This is a genomic window from Enterococcus sp. 7F3_DIV0205 (assembly GCF_002141365.2).
Lineage (GTDB): Bacteria > Bacillota > Bacilli > Lactobacillales > Enterococcaceae > Enterococcus_L > Enterococcus_L palustris.
Window position 1 is genome coordinate 3,555,517 of the sequence record NZ_CP147244.1, and the last position, 16,244, is coordinate 3,571,760.

20 protein-coding genes and 1 other annotated feature are annotated in these 16,244 nt (G+C 35.9%); of the genes, 15 read left to right on the forward strand and 5 right to left on the reverse strand.

Going from position 1 to position 16,244, the window contains the following annotated elements:
• Positions 1 to 32: 32 nt before the first annotated feature.
• The 4 genes from A5821_RS16600 (at position 33) to A5821_RS16615 (ending at position 2,969) form a co-directional block, all read left to right on the forward strand.
• The gene (locus tag A5821_RS16600) at positions 33 to 500 is read left to right on the forward strand and encodes a GNAT family N-acetyltransferase (RefSeq protein WP_086312070.1); all 468 of its coding nucleotides are present in this window, start codon (positions 33 to 35) and stop codon (positions 498 to 500) included.
• Positions 501 to 516: 16 nt separating this feature from the next.
• On the forward strand, positions 517 to 1,416 hold the full coding sequence (gene rbsK, locus A5821_RS16605) for a ribokinase (RefSeq protein WP_086312071.1): 900 nt from the start codon (positions 517 to 519) through the stop codon (positions 1,414 to 1,416).
• Between the two features lie 171 nt (positions 1,417 to 1,587).
• On the forward strand, positions 1,588 to 2,448 hold the full coding sequence (locus A5821_RS16610) for a sigma-70 family RNA polymerase sigma factor (RefSeq protein WP_086312072.1): 861 nt from the start codon (positions 1,588 to 1,590) through the stop codon (positions 2,446 to 2,448).
• Between the two features lie 74 nt (positions 2,449 to 2,522).
• Positions 2,523 to 2,969 (forward strand): carboxymuconolactone decarboxylase family protein, encoded by a 447-nt coding sequence (locus A5821_RS16615; RefSeq protein WP_086312073.1) that lies wholly within the window; start codon positions 2,523 to 2,525, stop codon positions 2,967 to 2,969.
• A 49-nt stretch (positions 2,970 to 3,018) separates the two neighbouring features.
• Here A5821_RS16615 and sdaAA read toward each other — a convergent pair whose 3' ends face one another.
• Together sdaAA and sdaAB are read right to left on the reverse strand one after the other, a co-directional pair.
• Entirely contained in the window at positions 3,019 to 3,909 is an 891-nt protein-coding gene (sdaAA, locus tag A5821_RS16620) for an L-serine ammonia-lyase, iron-sulfur-dependent, subunit alpha (protein WP_086312074.1), read from the reverse strand.
• Positions 3,910 to 3,934: 25 nt separating this feature from the next.
• On the reverse strand, positions 3,935 to 4,603 hold the full coding sequence (sdaAB, locus tag A5821_RS16625) for an L-serine ammonia-lyase, iron-sulfur-dependent subunit beta (RefSeq protein ID WP_086312075.1): 669 nt from the start codon (positions 4,601 to 4,603) through the stop codon (positions 3,935 to 3,937).
• Between the two features lie 217 nt (positions 4,604 to 4,820).
• On the opposite strand from sdaAB, the gene A5821_RS16630 reads away from it, so the two are divergent.
• The 7 genes from A5821_RS16630 (at position 4,821) to A5821_RS16660 (ending at position 8,645) form a co-directional block, all read left to right on the forward strand.
• Positions 4,821 to 5,129, forward strand: a complete 309-nt coding sequence (locus A5821_RS16630) for a hypothetical protein (RefSeq protein ID WP_086312076.1) — start codon at positions 4,821 to 4,823, stop codon at positions 5,127 to 5,129.
• Positions 5,130 to 5,383: 254 nt separating this feature from the next.
• Positions 5,384 to 5,806 (forward strand): 50S ribosomal protein L11, encoded by a 423-nt coding sequence (gene rplK / locus A5821_RS16635; protein ID WP_025872839.1) that lies wholly within the window; start codon positions 5,384 to 5,386, stop codon positions 5,804 to 5,806.
• 112 nt (positions 5,807 to 5,918) lie between these two features.
• Positions 5,919 to 6,608 carry a 50S ribosomal protein L1 gene (rplA, locus tag A5821_RS16640; protein WP_025872837.1) on the forward strand — a complete coding sequence of 230 codons (690 nt, stop codon included), beginning with the start codon at positions 5,919 to 5,921 and terminating at the stop codon, positions 6,606 to 6,608.
• Between the two features lie 79 nt (positions 6,609 to 6,687).
• Positions 6,688 to 6,815 (forward strand) — a sequence feature (ribosomal protein L10 leader region).
• Positions 6,816 to 6,927: 112 nt separating this feature from the next.
• Positions 6,928 to 7,428, forward strand: a complete 501-nt coding sequence (gene rplJ, locus A5821_RS16645) for a 50S ribosomal protein L10 (RefSeq protein WP_086312077.1) — start codon at positions 6,928 to 6,930, stop codon at positions 7,426 to 7,428.
• Positions 7,429 to 7,489: 61 nt separating this feature from the next.
• Positions 7,490 to 7,855 (forward strand): 50S ribosomal protein L7/L12, encoded by a 366-nt coding sequence (rplL, locus tag A5821_RS16650; RefSeq protein ID WP_069633962.1) that lies wholly within the window; start codon positions 7,490 to 7,492, stop codon positions 7,853 to 7,855.
• Between the two features lie 152 nt (positions 7,856 to 8,007).
• The gene (locus A5821_RS16655) at positions 8,008 to 8,271 is read left to right on the forward strand and encodes a hypothetical protein (protein ID WP_086312078.1); all 264 of its coding nucleotides are present in this window, start codon (positions 8,008 to 8,010) and stop codon (positions 8,269 to 8,271) included.
• A 131-nt stretch (positions 8,272 to 8,402) separates the two neighbouring features.
• Positions 8,403 to 8,645: a GlsB/YeaQ/YmgE family stress response membrane protein gene (locus tag A5821_RS16660; protein WP_010773250.1), complete on the forward strand. Its 243-nt coding sequence runs from the start codon at positions 8,403 to 8,405 to the stop codon at positions 8,643 to 8,645.
• A 130-nt stretch (positions 8,646 to 8,775) separates the two neighbouring features.
• Here A5821_RS16660 and A5821_RS16665 read toward each other — a convergent pair whose 3' ends face one another.
• Positions 8,776 to 10,674, reverse strand: a complete 1,899-nt coding sequence (locus A5821_RS16665) for a BglG family transcription antiterminator (protein ID WP_086312079.1) — start codon at positions 10,672 to 10,674, stop codon at positions 8,776 to 8,778.
• A gap of 194 nt (positions 10,675 to 10,868) precedes the next feature.
• On the opposite strand from A5821_RS16665, the gene A5821_RS16670 reads away from it, so the two are divergent.
• The 4 genes from A5821_RS16670 to A5821_RS16685 are packed head-to-tail and all read left to right on the forward strand — an operon-like array spanning position 10,869 to position 14,255.
• Entirely contained in the window at positions 10,869 to 11,189 is a 321-nt protein-coding gene (locus tag A5821_RS16670; protein ID WP_086312080.1) for a PTS sugar transporter subunit IIB, read from the forward strand.
• Between the two features lie 20 nt (positions 11,190 to 11,209).
• Complete coding sequence (locus tag A5821_RS16675) at positions 11,210 to 12,463, forward strand: PTS sugar transporter subunit IIC (protein WP_086312081.1); 1,254 nt, start codon at positions 11,210 to 11,212, stop codon at positions 12,461 to 12,463.
• Between the two features lie 3 nt (positions 12,464 to 12,466).
• Positions 12,467 to 12,808 (forward strand): PTS lactose/cellobiose transporter subunit IIA, encoded by a 342-nt coding sequence (locus A5821_RS16680; protein WP_086312082.1) that lies wholly within the window; start codon positions 12,467 to 12,469, stop codon positions 12,806 to 12,808.
• A 22-nt stretch (positions 12,809 to 12,830) separates the two neighbouring features.
• Positions 12,831 to 14,255 carry a glycoside hydrolase family 1 protein gene (locus tag A5821_RS16685; protein ID WP_086312083.1) on the forward strand — a complete coding sequence of 475 codons (1,425 nt, stop codon included), beginning with the start codon at positions 12,831 to 12,833 and terminating at the stop codon, positions 14,253 to 14,255.
• A 122-nt stretch (positions 14,256 to 14,377) separates the two neighbouring features.
• Here A5821_RS16685 and A5821_RS16690 read toward each other — a convergent pair whose 3' ends face one another.
• Both A5821_RS16690 and rlmD read right to left on the reverse strand, forming a co-directional pair.
• Positions 14,378 to 14,782, reverse strand: coding sequence for a VOC family protein (locus A5821_RS16690; protein WP_086312084.1), 405 nt, complete (start codon positions 14,780 to 14,782; stop codon positions 14,378 to 14,380).
• A 31-nt stretch (positions 14,783 to 14,813) separates the two neighbouring features.
• A complete protein-coding gene (gene rlmD / locus A5821_RS16695) occupies positions 14,814 to 16,184 on the reverse strand; it encodes a 23S rRNA (uracil(1939)-C(5))-methyltransferase RlmD (RefSeq protein ID WP_086312085.1) in 1,371 nt (456 codons plus the stop codon).
• Positions 16,185 to 16,244 lie beyond the last annotated feature (60 nt).

Genomic DNA, 16,244 nt, shown 5'->3' on the forward strand with positions numbered 1-16,244 from the left:
AAGGAGCTGACCTTTTGCGGAGATGAGTATAAATGGAAATAACGTTAGCAGAACTAAAAGACTTCAAAGAAATCAACGATTTGTTTGAATCAGCAAAAAAATATATGGATCAAACGAATGTGCATCAATGGACCAAGTTTTATCCGAATGAACACATCGTTCAGCATGATATTTATGAGCGATCTTTATACAAATTAGTTGAAGAGCATCACATTGTTGCGGTAGCTACTGTAGATAAGTTAGATCAAAATATCTATAGTTTAAGACGTATCGCAACGAATCCAGATTATATATCTAATGGTTATGCATCGAGTTTACTAAATGATATAATAAATAGAGTAAAAGAAAAAAATGGAAAGCATATTTATTCAAGTACAAATCATTCCAATCGCAGCATGCAGCATTTTTTTAAGAAGCATGGTTTTGAAAAAATTTCAGAGTACACTGAAATTGAAAGAGAGCATCTGGGTTCTTTCTATAAGTATTTGAAGAAAATATAAGTAAGGAGAGTCCGCGATGAACAAAGTAATAGTTTTAGGAAGTATCAATATGGATATGGTCATGGAAACAGACCGACTACCCAAAATTGGAGAAACACTATTAGGAGAGACGATTGATTATTACGTTGGGGGTAAAGGCGCTAATCAAGCTGTTGCTGCTTCCAGAGTGGGTGCTGAGGTTTCTTTAATTGGAAAAATCGGCGATGATACATTCGGTTCTAAGGTTTATAAGCACTTAGAAAATGAACACATCGATGTGAGTGCTGTCATATCTGAAAAAAATATTTTTACAGGTGTTGCGTCTATTTTTAAACTAAAAGAAGATAATGCAATCGTAGTTTTACCTGGTGCAAACATGTTGTTGACGAATATCGATAGTGAATTAAACGAAAGAATAACGGCCAAAGATGTTCTTTTGACACAGTTAGAGATACCAGTTGATACTGTGAAAAAAGGGTTGCAACTTGCTAAGAGCAAAGGTGCTATCACTATTTTAAATCCAGCGCCGTATAACGATCAGGTCACAGATATGCTGCCGTTTGTGGATATCATTACGCCAAATGAAACAGAATTTGAAGGTCTATTAGGACACAGAATTCCAGATGCGGATCAATTTGAACAAGAGATGTTGACTTGGTCAAAAGCCAATGATACTCAGCTGATCGTGACTAGAGGAGGGGAAGGCATTTCTTATACAACTAAAAATGAGGTTGTGACTGTCCCTGCTGAAAAAGTGACGATTGTGGACACAACGGGTGCGGGGGATACGTTTAATGGGATTTTAGCTGCTTGTTTGGCTAAAGGAATGTCGACCTCAGAAGCAATCAAGCTTTCTGGAAAAGGAGCTACACTATCCATTACCAAACTCGGGGCGCAGACAGGCATGCCGACTTTGGCTGAGATAGAGGCGTTTTAATTATTGAAATAAAATGGACACTGTTATTCATTATATCAAATGAATAACAGTGTTTTTTGACGAAAACAAAGTCTAAAAATCGTTTCGGCATTGTATCAGACTGTAATAGCAATTATAATGAGTTTTTAATGGGCTGTGTTAGTAAGTGATGAGTAGAAATGAGGATAAATCATGGAAGAAGCTATTTTAATTTTTAACAACTTTAAATCGTTATTATACTCGATTGCATATAGAATCTGTCATTCACGAGAAGAAGCAGAAGATATTTTACAAGAGGTTCAGTTGAAATGGTTAGAGCAACCAATTGATTCAATCGATAATCCCAAAGCCTTTTTATCAAAGCTTGTTGTGAATCGTTCGATCAACTATTTGAATTCTGCACGAGTTCAACGTGTAGACTATTATGGACCATGGATTCCAGAGCCAGAAATAGAGTATGTTGAAGAGCCAATAATTGGAAAAGAAAAAATTACATATGCTTTACTAGTCGTTATGGAATCCTTAAATCCGCAAGAACGCGTTGTTTTTTTGCTGAAAGATATTTTTGATTATTCTCACCAAGAAATCAGTCAGTTACTGGATATAAGCCCTGAAAATTCTCGGAAATTATTGAGTCGATCAAAAAAAACGATTAAAGAAGCCAATATTTCGGTTGATAGATCTAGTAATTCAGAAAATCAACGATTTATCGATTTGTTTAATGCAAGTATAGAAAAAGGGGATCTAACTCCATTACTAAGTTATCTAACGACCGAAGCAAAAATGTCGATCGATGGAGGGCAAAAACGTCGTGCACCACTTAGAACACTGGTGAAATCAACTCGGATTTTTACTTTTTTAAAAGGAGTTATGCCACACGACTTTTTTGGAGATGAACGTTTTGTAACTGAAATTTATCAGCAACCGTGCTTGGTTATTAAAGAGAAAAATCAACTGAAAAGTATTTTATTTTTAGGACTAAATCTAGAAAAAAACAAGGTTCAACATATTTTTATGATTAATAATCCAGATAAATTAAAAAATATTTCTTAAAAGCTGTCACGTTTTATTAGGTTCGCTGGTCTTAATAAGTGTAACAACAAATAATAATCAAAGGGGATATTATAATGACTAGCACAAGATTCTTATTACCAAAAGAAAACAAGACAGCATATCAAAAAATTGCAGAACTGGATCAAATCGGCAAATCCAGTAGTATTAATGAAAAAGTACAAGAATTGATCAAAATCTATGCTTCTCAATTAAATGGCTGTGTCTTTTGTATCGATAAGCACTCAAAAGATGCTTTAGCTAAAGGTGAAAAACTACAAAGAATCATTGGATTAACTGCCTGGGAAGAAGCATCTTTTTATACGCTAGAAGAACGTGCAGTACTCGCATTTACAAAGGAAGTCACGTTGATCCAACAAGGTGGAGTAAGTGATGAAACCTATCATGAATTGCAAAAACATTACAGTGAAAAGGAAATCGGAGAGTTACTTGTATTAGTGGGAACGATCAACATTTATAATCGTATTGGTGTGACGACACGATTACAACCAAAAATGGATTAATAAAAAAGGTAGTAGTCAAACTCAACTTGTTTTGACTGCTACCTTTTATTTAACCGTTATTTGGTTTATCTGTTTGGTTATCCAGAATTTCTTTTGCTAAGCGTTGGGCAGTTGGTGTTACTGCAAGCCCACCTTCAGCAGTTTCTTTAAATATCTGTGGCATTTGCCGACCAACTTGATACATCGCGGCAACTACTTCATCTGGCGGAATTACGCTGCGAATGCCAGCTAAGGCCATATCAGCAGATATAAAAGCTTGGGAAGAACCTAGAGCGTTACGTTTCACGCAAGGTACTTCTACCAGACCTGCGACAGGATCACAAATCAAGCCCATCATATTTTTTAAAGTAATGGCAATTGCTTGTGCGGCTTGATCAGCTGAGCCGCCAGCGGCACATACTAAAGCGGCACTGGCCATTGCGCTCGCTGAACCAACTTCGGCCTGACAACCACCTTCAGCACCACTGATCGATGAATTATTAGCGATTACTAAACCAAAAGCACCAGCAGTAAATAAGAAATCTAACTGTTGTTCATGCGACAACTGTAATTTTTCGATGGCAGCCATTAAAACACCAGGTACAACACCAGCACTTCCGGCAGTTGGTGTAGCACAAATCAAGCCCATATTCGCGTTGACTTCATTGACTGCAACAGCATTTCTGACTGCTGTTAAAATGGTTTCACCACTTAAAAAATTTCCAGATTGAATATATTCGTTTAGGCGAGTTGCATCACCACCAGTAATTCCAGTTACTGATGTTACACCATCCACACCTTCTTCGATAGATTGTTTCATCACAGCAAGATTACGTTCCATTGTTTCAATGATTCGTTCACGGCTATGACCGTGGTTCTCTATCTCCGTTGCAATCATCAATTCAGCAACGGATGGGAAATCTGCAGCCTGATTCACTAATTCTTCTATAGATAGAAACATAAAAAGTTTGCTCCTTTAATTTAAATTAATCAAAATAATTTACACTATAAATGTGCGGGATTTGAACTAACTTCATCGTAATATCCCCAATGTCAGCATGATCGATTTCAATGATCATAATGGCTTTTTCGTCTTTTGATTCACGTGTGACCGTCATTGTTCCAATGTTGATATTTGTATCAGACAGTAGATTAGTTACTTGAGCAATCATACCAGGCACATCTTGATGGACAATAATAAACGTTGGTGTCCCCATTGTTAGAGAAATTTTAAAGCCATTAAGTTCTGAAATTTGAATATTACCGCCGCCAATCGAGATTCCTGTGACAGAAAGTTTTCGATCACCTTTAGAGACAAGTAATTTGACGGAATTCGGGTGTTCAGCTTTTTCTTTTAACGGAACGAATAAAACTTCCATTTCCCGCTCATGCGCAATTTTTAAAGAATCAGCAAGACGCTCGTCATCAGGTTCCATATTCAATAATCCACCGACTAACGCAATATCTGTTCCGTGCCCACGATACGTTTTTGCAAATGATTCGTATAAGTAAATATCTACAGTATCTGGCTGTTCACCAAAAATACTCCGAACGATTTTCCCAATTCGAGCAGCGCCAGCAGTATGGGAACTACTAGGTCCGATCATGACTGGGCCAATGATGTCAAAAACACTTTTATAACGTAAATTTTCCATTATTTTATTTCACCTATCTTCTTATTTGAAACTAACAAAAGTCTATCACAATTAAATACAAGAAACTACAGAAAAGTCCATCAGCATGATTAATCTTAAAAATATTTTTTTGTGAAATCATAATAAAAGATATAACAGGTGATTAGATGGAATAAATTGATTAATCATTTACAATATGTTAGAATAAAATAATCAAAAATAAGAAGGAGACTTTATTATGAAAAAAATAATTGGAACATTATTTGTAGGAGCTACATTAGTAAGCTTATATGGATTACCAAAAACAGCACAGGCAGCGAGTAAATGGAATATCATTGATCTAGAAGGATCAATCGAAATTCCTGGTTGGGCAAGCGGCAACAAAGAACCGGAATTTGTGATTCATGAAACGAAAACGAGTGGGGTTCCACCTCTGATTATTCGTCATACTAAAGGCGGAAAGACAGGATTTCTCACTAGAAAAGAATACTATAAATTACCTAATTCTATTGAATGGTACGCAAAATATAGTGGTCATATTCAATAAATGTCATCAATAAACAAAGCCCAGAGGAGGTACATCTCTCTGGGCTTTGTTTATTAAAGTCAGGATCTAACTAGCTTTTTAGAGAATGAGCTACTATTTCTTATCAGAGTACTTGAAAAAATGATAAAGAGAGAGTATACTAATTAAGTGTGCATTTTTGCATACAGGTTTTCTTTGATTCGTCAAAGAATGACGTGGGAGGAGAAATCTTCATCTCCAATTAACCACATCACGGACTCAAGGAGGTATGTCTCGTGGCAAAAAAAGTAGAAAAATTAGTTAAATTGCAAATTCCTGCAGGTAAAGCAACACCAGCTCCACCAGTAGGTCCAGCATTAGGTCAAGCGGGTATCAACATTATGGGATTCACAAAAGAATTCAACGCTCGTACAGCTGATCAAGCTGGTTTGATTATTCCAGTTGTAATTTCTGTATATGAAGACCGTTCATTTACATTTATTACAAAAACACCACCAGCTGCAGTATTACTTAAAAAAGCTGCAAAAATCGAAAAAGGTTCTGGTGAGCCAAACAAAAATAAAGTAGCGAATGTTACTAAAGATCAAGTGAAAGAAATCGCTGAACTTAAAATGGCAGACCTAAACGCAGCAGACGTTGAAGCGGCTATGCGCATGGTTGAAGGAACTGCAAGAAGCATGGGAATCACTGTAGGATAATTTTTTTATTCTAAGTCTCTCAAAGAAGTAGCTTCTCAGTTTATTTCATATTCAAAGATATGAACTACGTGGGAGGTTCGACCGTTATAACCACAATCAAGGAGGAAACAAAATGGCTAAAAAAAGCAAAAAAATGCAAGATGCATTAAAAAAAGTTGAAGCAACAAAAGTTTACCCTGTAGCAGAAGCAATCGCTTTGGCTAAAGATACAAATATCGCAAAATTCGACGCAACTGTTGAAGTTGCTTACCGTTTAAATGTAGATCCTAAAAAAGCAGACCAACAAATCCGTGGTGCGGTAGTATTACCTAACGGAACTGGTAAAACACAAAGCGTTTTAGTTTTTGCTAAAGGCGACAAAGCAAAAGAAGCTGAAGCAGCTGGTGCTGATTACGTAGGTGACGCTGACATGGTTCAAAAAATCCAAGGTGGATGGTTTGACTTTGACGTAGTAGTAGCAACTCCAGACATGATGGCTGAAGTTGGTAAATTAGGTCGTGTCTTAGGTCCTAAAGGTCTTATGCCTAACCCTAAAACTGGTACTGTAACAATGGACGTAACAAAAGCTGTTAACGAAGTAAAAGCTGGTAAAGTAACTTACCGTGTTGACAAAGCTGGAAACATCCACGTACCAATCGGTAAAGTTTCATTTGATAATGAAAAATTACTAGAAAACTTCAATACAATCAACGATGTATTGTTGAAAGCTAAACCATCAGCAGCAAAAGGTCAATATATCAAAAACATTTCAGTAACAACTACATTTGGACCTGGAATCCACGTTGACCAAGCTTCATTTTAATTAGAAAAACTAATTTATGAAGATAGAGAATTAGAATTTATACTTGACTCAACTACCTTTCCCATGGTAAGGTAGTTGAGGTTAATAATTAACTGTACCGAAGACAGTAGGTGACGCAAGTCTTAATTTCCTACCGAGGACAATTGTTGATACATACAATTACGTCCCTCTATGTCAACGGTGGCATGGAGTTTTGTTGTTTTACACGCCTTTTTGAAAAAAAAACGATGTAAAACAATACTTGGCGAACAAAGTGAGCGAAGTTTCATTCTGTAAACCAATCTAAACTTCTCCATCAATAATCAGGAGGTGAAAATAAATGAGTGAAGCAGCAATCGCTAAAAAAGAAACCCTAGTCGAAGAAGCAACAGCTAAGTTTCAAGCAGCAGCTTCTGTAGTCATTGTTGACTACCGTGGTTTAACTGTAGAAGAAGTGACTAACTTACGTAAACAATTGCGTGATGCAAATGTTGAAATGAAAGTTATCAAAAACTCTATCCTTTCACGTGCAGCTAAAAAAGCTGGACTAGAAGGCTTGGACGAAGTATTTACAGGACCTACAGCAATCGCTTTTAGTAACGAAGATGTAGTAGCACCTGCTAAAATCATCGACGAATTCGCAAGTACTGCCAAAGCATTGGAAATCAAAGGTGGCGTTATTGAAGGTAAAGTATCTTCAGTAGAAGAAATGACATCTTTAGCAAAACTTCCAAGTCGCGATGGACTACTTTCTATGCTATTATCTGTATTACAAGCGCCAGTCAGACAAGTGGCTTACGCTGTCAAAGCAGTGGCAGAAAAAGAAGACGAAGTTGCATAATTGCAGCCTAGTAACAAACTAAACTAAAAAATAATGAATTATTAAAACGGAGGAAACCATAATGGCATTGAACATTGAAAACATTGTTGCAGAATTAGAAGGCGCAACTATTTTAGAATTAAACGATTTAGTAAAAGCTATTGAAGAAAAATTTGACGTATCTGCAGCAGCTCCAGTAGCAGCAGCAGCAGGACCAGCAGCTGCTGGCGAAGAACAAACTGAATTCACTGTAGAATTAACTTCTGCAGGCGATCAAAAAGTTAAAGTTATCAAAGCAGTTCGTGAAGCAACTGGTCTTGGCTTGAAAGAAGCTAAAGCTGTAGTTGATGGCGCTCCTGCACCAGTTAAAGAAGGCGTTTCTAAAGATGAAGCAGAAGCTTTAAAAGCTGCTTTAGAAGAAGTTGGCGCTGCAGTAACAGTAAAATAATCTTTTTCAGATTAAATTTTAAGCTAGAATCCTTTTGGGTTCTAGCTTTTTTTTTGATTAAGTCAGATAAAAAGCATATCAATCGAAATTTTGATTAGAGCCGTTTAAAATTATACATATACTAATTAGAAGAACAAGGGGGAGAGCTTCCAATGGAAAGAGAAATCACTGTTGAAGTAACATGTAAAAATTGTCAAAAACAAATGACTGGGAAATTTTTATTAAATACTAGAACGGATAAACAAGATCATCAAAGAGTAAATATCCCTTTGGGGGAATTGACCCTTTCGGAAAACGAACTTGAATTAACTTGTAATGATAATTTAGCGGATGATGAAATAAATCTATACTACTACTGTAAAAATTGTAAGACTAAAAATCATGTGACCGTCTACTTAACAGATGAGATGAGATGAAATGAAAATGATAAATAAATGATATAAAATAAAATTTAAGTGTATTTCTTTCGCAAGAAATGAAATAATCTGTTAGCATAATAAAGTAATCATTTTTAACATTTATTCTATTTGTAAAGGAGGTCACATGTATGCATTGGTTATGGGTTTTAATCGTAGGTGGTGTTATCGGAGCAATTGCCGGAGCAATCACAAGTAAAGGAAAGTCAATGGGCTGGATCTTCAACATCATTGCAGGTCTTGTCGGTTCATCGATCGGTCAAGCACTTCTAGGAAGTTGGGGACCTCAAGTTGCGGGAATGGCATTGATTCCTTCAATTATCGGCGCTGTGATTTTAGTAGCTGTGGTATCCTTTTTTGTAGGTAAAAATTAGACAGATTCATAGAAAAGGATGGGACAGAAGCTTAATTCTGAACCCATCGTTTTTCTGGATTTTAAGTGAGTAGGCTATGACTCGAAGAGTTATCGTCTACTCACTTTTTTTATATTCTGATTTTATGTTTTTATTCAAATAATCCATCAATAAATTCTTCATAATTTTTCATATCTAACAGTTTATTCAACTTTTTTTGATTTGAAAATGTATCGATCATAAAATCGAATAATTGCCTAAACTTCTTCATATCATCTTGATTCATAACGATCATAATGATTACTTGAACATAATGATTTCCCCATTTTACAGGCCGGTCGTTCAAAATAATAGAGATTCCAGTTTTTTTTGCGCTCATCTCAATTGCATGTGGTAAGGCGACGGAATTATTGAATGACGTGGCGGACATTTTTTCCCTCTCTTTGATCAAGTCAATAAAGTGAGGATTGATATATTTTTTTTTGACTAATTGCTCACCTAGATGCTCAATATACAAATTGGGTGATTTTAAATAAACGTTTCGTTCAAACCGTTCTGGTGTGAGGTAAGTTTGAACGCTTTCTTTTAGTGTATTCAATAATTTCTCCTGTTTCACAAGCTGAATCCTTTGCAGGATTTTTTCGCTATCTTTTCCTGATAAAAACGGAGAAATCTGAACCAGACCCGTCAACTCTTTTATTTCGATTGTAGATACAACTAGATCCGCATTCTTCATTTTAGTTAAACTTTCATAGTCTAGTCGGTAAAAAGTTCCTAAAATATTTAAACTAGATTTGAATGTATCGCCAATTTTATAGACTAAACGTTTATGCATATCATAATATTCTGGAGTATAGATCACACAACTTAATTTATTCTCTGTCTCAAATTTTTCTTCAAAGTATGAGCCGATATGAAGAGCGATAAACGTAATTTCATCATCTGAAATAGGAATATTGATTTGTTCTTGAATTTGTTTGGCAATAAAAACAGCGACTTCGTAAATAAAAGCGTATGACTGTTTGATTTCTTCTGATAACGGATTGTAGACTTGTTTTCCGCTTTTGGCTCGTGAAATCAAATTAGAAACATGTAAGGCTAGATTCAATATGAGTTTATCAGAAATATGGCTGATAAAATATTTTTCAGCGACTGTTTCCATCATGTTTGAGATAAATGTATAAACAGAGGTTTCCATATAATCTTTTAAAAAAGCATCGTTTGAGGGTGAGATTTTAGTCATTAATAAAAGGGTCAGATTGTTGATTTCATAAAGGTCCATTTCAACAGCAAAAGCTTGATCGATATCTTTTCCAATCGCAATAGCAAGCTGATATTCAATTTGATCTTTAGAGAAAAGTTCGGGAATAAGGTCCATATCAGAGCGCTGATGATGAAAAAGCCGATTGATGGCGATAGCGATATGTAGCAATAAACTGTTAATAGCGTAACCATTTATATAGAGATGCTGATTGCTTAAACGATCGATCACGATTTTTTGAATCATCTCGATTGAAATATCCGGGAAGATCGTCTGAAGATGATCGACAGATTGAAAATTTTTTAGTGCTTCATCTTGCAACATATCACTAGCAAGTTTTCTAAAGTTTGACTCATCCCCTTCCAGACTTAAACAATGCCCATGTTTAACAATTTTTAAATGGTATTTATTCAATTTTTTTCGAAGTCGAAGGGTGTCTTTTTCGAGTGTTGGAATACTGACAAATAATGATTCTGCTACATCAAAGTAGTCGACATTTTTATGTTTTATCAATAAATTCATCAAGTAATTCATACGGTCGATAGGTGTATTCAATTCTTGTTTATCTTTAGAAATGAAATCTTCGATCCGAAAGCCTCTATCGATCTTATACCCTTGTTTAGACGATTGAATCATTTCCAAAGGAGTACGTTGATTGATTCGAGCTACGTAATTGCGGATCGTTCTTGTTGACGTAGATAACGCTCCAGCCAGAAAAGATGCAGATAACCAGTTATGATGTTGGAGCAATAATTTTACCAGTGCTGCTTCTTTTTTATTTAAGGACACAATATATCCGCTCCTCTACTTTTTTATATTTCTTATTATTCGTTCTTTTAAGTAGCAAATCAAGTACAGTTGTTTCCGCCATAGTGGTAGGATTAGGAAAAAATCATATTTGATAAAGGGTTTCAAAATGTAGATGATAGGAGTGTAGAAAGCAGGCAAACTTACTACACTTTTAAAATTTGGAGGAGATAAAAATGAGTGAATTAAATGTATTACTAGTTTGCGGATCGGGAGCCAGTAGCGGTTTTATGGCAGCGAATATGCGTAAGGCAGCCAAAACAAAAAAATTAGACATGAGTATTGTAGCAAGAAGCGAATCTGAAATTGAGAATTATATTGAAGAAATCGATGCGTTGATGGTTGGACCTCATCTTGAATATATCATTGACGAAATTGATGAGATCATTCATGGTTTTCCGGTAAAAGTTATTCTAATGAAAAAAGAGTATTACGCAACACTGGATGGAGACGCTGCTATTGAGCATTTGTTAAGTTCGCTAAAAGAAAATGAATAGCTTAAAAAGGAGACGAAAATATGAATAAATTGATTTTTTGGTTGGAAAATAGTTTCTCGCCTAAAATGAACAAGGTGAATAATAATCCTTGGATCGTTAGTATCAAAGATTCGATCATGCAGACATTGCCATTTATTTTCTTAGGATCGATTTTCTCGATGCTAGCGATTTTAAATGAATATTTTCCAGCCTTGCCAAGCTTTTGGATACCATTCGGCTGGACGATGGGGAAAATTTCCTTATTTGTAGCATTTTTGATTCCGTTTAACTTGATGGAAAAAAAGAGACTGCGCAAGCAAAGAATCGTTGCAGGGATGAGTGGGTTAGTTTTATTTTTGATGATCATTTCACCACAAATCGAAAAAGATGGTGTTGTTGGCTTTGGACATGATGCATTAGGTGCAGGCGGAATGTTTGTTGCAATCGTTGCCGGATTGATTGCTGGTTTTGTATTAGTTACATTAGGAAAGTTCACGTTCTTCAAAGAAGAATCAGTGATTCCTGATTTTGTCAGAGCTTGGTTTGATTCTATGCTGCCGATTGGAATCATTGTTATCTTTGGCTGGGTCGTGGTTTTGATCATGAAAGTGGATTTATATAATATTGTTTTAAGTATATTTATGCCTTTATCTAGCTTTATGGAATCTCCTGGTGGTTTTGTGGGCATGATGTTTTTGATTTGCTTCCTTTATTCGATGGGGATTTCCACTTGGGTTTTAACACCCGTGGTTCAACCAGTCTTATTGAAAGCTATTGCTGAAAATATCGCACTTGTTCAAAATGGCACGGCTTCTGTTGAAACGTTGAATTTAGTTACAAGCAGTACTCTATATTCAGCTTATCTTTGGATCGGTGGAATTGGCTGTACAATGCCTTTGGTTTTGATGATGATGCGGGCTCGATCAAAAAAAATCAGTGCCTTAGGGAAAGCGTGTATCGTCCCTTCGATTTTTAATATCAATGAACCAGTGATTTTTGGAGCTGTCGCTTGGAATCCTTTGTTGATGATTCCGATGTGGCTGCAGGGAATTATTTTACCAATCGTGATTTATATTTTTACGAAAGTAATTCCGTTTGCACCAATTCCTAAAGTTCAATTTGAACTCTGGTATTGTCCGTTTCCATTTGCTACTTGGTTTACGACAGGAACGATCACAGGTCTTATCTTGATGCTTGTCATATTTGTATTATCTACAGCTATTTGGTATCCATTCTTTAAAGCGTATGACGACCAAGAAACGAAAGCAGAAAATCAATTGTTGAAGGAGGCTTAATAGATGGACGATATACTGTCACAGCAAGCTATGAAAATTATTTTATTCGCCGGAGATGCTAGAGTCAATTGTAAAAATGCTCTTATTGCAGTTGAAAAAAATGACTTTGAAGTAGCTAAAACAGAAATGAAAGTTGCTAAAACCAATATTACTGAAGCTCATAAAATACAAACTAAAGCAATACAAAGTGAAATGGGAGAAGAAAGAAACTCACCTGATCATTCATTGTTATTCACACATGCTCAAGATACATTGATGACGATCTACAGCGAAATCAATTTGGCTAATCATTTAATTAAAATAGCTGAAGGAATCGATGAACGTCTAACATTGCTTGAAAAATAATAAAAGAAAAGAGGTCAAACACATGCATCAAGTACCAACTGGATTTCCAAAAGATTTTTTATGGGGGGGAGCTGTTGCTGCCAATCAATGTGAGGGGGCTTTTGACTATCAAGGCAAAGGTACAAGTGTAGCAGATATCAACGAGTTTAGAGCAGATCTCCCTTTAGAAAAAAGATCGAACGCTGAAATTTCTACTACTTATATCGAAGAAGCGCTAAAAAATAAAACAGGCGTTTTTCCAAAAAGATGGGGCATCAATTTTAAAGAAACGTATCCTGATGATTTAAAATTATTAGGAGATCTGGGACTCAATTTGTTTAGAACATCGATCGATTGGTCTAGGATTTTTCCAAATGGTGATGATCTTGAGCCAAATGAAGCTGGTTTACTTTTTTATGATAAGCTGATTGATGAAATTATCGCTAATGGGATGGAGCCTATGATTACATTGTCCCATTATGAAATGCCTCTAAACCTTACATTGAACTATAAAGGGTGGTATTCAAGAGAAGTTGTAGATTTCTTTGTTCGTTACTGTAAGGTTGTTTTTGACCGATATCAAGGAAAAGTAAAATATTGGATCGTGATCAATCAGATCAATTTGATCGGTCATGAATCATTTAACCATTTAGGAATTGCAGAAGATAAAGTAGACAATCTGCTGGAAGCTAAATATCAAGGGGTACATCATATGATGGTTGCTTCTGCTTTAGCTACGGAATATGCGCATCAAGTTGATGAAAATTATGAAGTTGGGATGATGCTTTGTGGCGGTCCGGAATATGCGGCTACTTGCGAGCCGGAAGATGTCCTAGCAACGTTGAGAATCAATCAAATGCAGTATTTCTTTGCGGATGTGTTAATAAGAGGTTACTATCCAGGCTATGCGTTTCGATATTTTGAAGAACATGATATTAATCTGGAATTTGCTGAAAAGGATGAAGAGATTCTGAAAAATACAGCTGATTACCTCTCGTTTTCTTATTACTATACACAAATTTGTGATGCGAAACATATTGAACCATATCGAAATAAAGCATTACCGGCAAATCCATGGGGCTGGACAATTGATCCTATTGGACTTAGAACATTACTGAATTCTTTTTATGATCGTTATCAATGTCCGATTTACATCACAGAGAATGGTATCGGCTGTTATGATCAGTTAGAAAAAAATGGTAGTGTTCATGATGACTATCGTATTGATTATTACAAAGCTCATATTGAGCAAATGAAAGAAGCAATTAAGGATGGTGTGGATCTCAGAGGCTATTGTGCTTGGGGACCGATCGATATTATTAGTTGTTCTTCTTCTGAAATGAGTAAAAGATATGGATTCATTTATGTGGATCAAGATGATTATGGGAAAGGAAGCCAAAAACGTTATTTGAAAGATAGTTACCACTGGATGAAACAGGTAATTACTAGTAATGGCGAAAAACTATAATATCAGTTTTATTGGTATACATGAATAGCGCTTTCGATTATATACAAGTGTTTAGTACAATTATCATTAAAAAAATCCCTGCATTACGCGGGGATTTTTTTCTATTACATTCACTTTAAAGATTAGACTAAATTGAATGACCAACTAATACCAAATTGATCTGTTAATTGACCGAATAAATCTGACCAATCCGTTTTTTGTAAAGGCATCACATGGGTAGCGCCAATTGATAGCTTTGTGAAATAATTTGTCAATTTCTCAGGATCAGTTATTTCTATGACTAGGCCAACATTTCTACCATAAGGAATTTTATTCATAAAACTAGGTGTGTCTGAGAACATAATGGTATGCCCTTCAATTTTAAGGCTAGCATTCATGACTAATGTTTGGCTTTTCTCGTCTAAATCAGGCATTCCTAAAGTAGCATAAGTGACTAAATCAAGGCAATTTGTTTCAAAGACTTGTTCATAAAATGCGATAGCATCTTTCGACTGATCTTCAAATGTAATATAAGTTGCAATTGGCATTACAAATCCTCCGTTCTATTTGTCTTAGATTTTATCGTTTAGTCAACTTCACGACAACTTCGCATCGTGCTGTTTGTGGAAACATATCCACTGACTGTAAATATTTTACATCAAAAACTTTAGCTAGATCGACTAAATCTTTAGCCAGTGTGGAGACATTACAAGAGATATAGACCATCTTTTTAGGAGGTTGCTTTAAAATGGCTCTCAGCAGTTTTTGATCCAACCCGGTTCTAGGTGGGTCAACAATGATTGCATCGGGTTTAAAACCGCTCTGAAGCCATTTAGGGAGCAATTCTTCTGCTGTTCCTACTTCATAATGAGTATTCGTAACGCCTAAGCGCTCAGCATTCATCTTAGCATCTTCGATGGCTGCTGGAATAATATCCATTCCTCGAACTTCTTTTGCTTGTTTAGCGATACTTAAACCAATAGTTCCGACACCACAATAAGCATCAACGACTGTTTCATTGGGCTGTAAATCTAAAGCTTTCAATGCTTCATCGTACAAAACTTCGGTTTGTTCTGGGTTTAGCTGGAAAAAAGCTCTAGGTGACAAATCAAAGGTGACTTCATTGATTTGTTCTTCAATACTTTCTTTGCCCCAGACGTGAATCGTTTCATCACCCATAACGATTGAGGTTCTTTTGTTTTGAACGTTTTGCATGATAGAAACAACTTCAGGAAGCTGCTGGGTGATTTCTTCGATCAACGCTTTTTTCTGCGGAAATTTTACGGATTGCGTAATAAAAACAACTTGAACTTCATTCGTTTTAACTCCGACACGAACCATTAATGTTCGGAAGATGCCGCTGTTTTTTCGTTCATTATAAATCGGTAATTGATATTTGTTTAATAATTCCACTAAAACATTCATTACTTTGGTTGTAGCTGGTTGCTGAACGAGACAATCAGAGATTGGAACTAAGCGATGAGAATCAGCTTGGTAAAGTCCCGCTTCGATTTCACCATCAATCTTACGTAACTGAAATTGCGCTTTATTACGATAATTCCATGGATTTTTCATGCCGATAGTTTTAGGTAGTTGATAATTGTCAAAGTTTCTCGGTCTAAATTTATTGAGCGACTGTTTTAATAAATCTTTTTTAAAGTGCAGTTGAGCAGGATAAGCTAAGTGCTGCAGCTGACAGCCGCCACATGCTTCATAAACAGGACAAGGCGGCACGACTCTTTCAGGTGCTGCTTTCACAATTTTTTTCAGTTGTCCTTCCACAAAACGTGGAGCTATGTTTGTGATTTCTACAGAGACATCCTCTTTAGGTAAAGCACCAGGTACGAAAACGATTGTCTTTTTGTAATAGCCAATTCCCTCGCCATTGATGCCTAAACGTTTTATTTTTAAAGGAATCGTTTGTCCTTCTTTTAATAGTTGTGTGGTCATAATTCCATCCTTTTGATCCGTAGATCGGTTAATCAAGTACATCGATAGTTCTTATTTTAG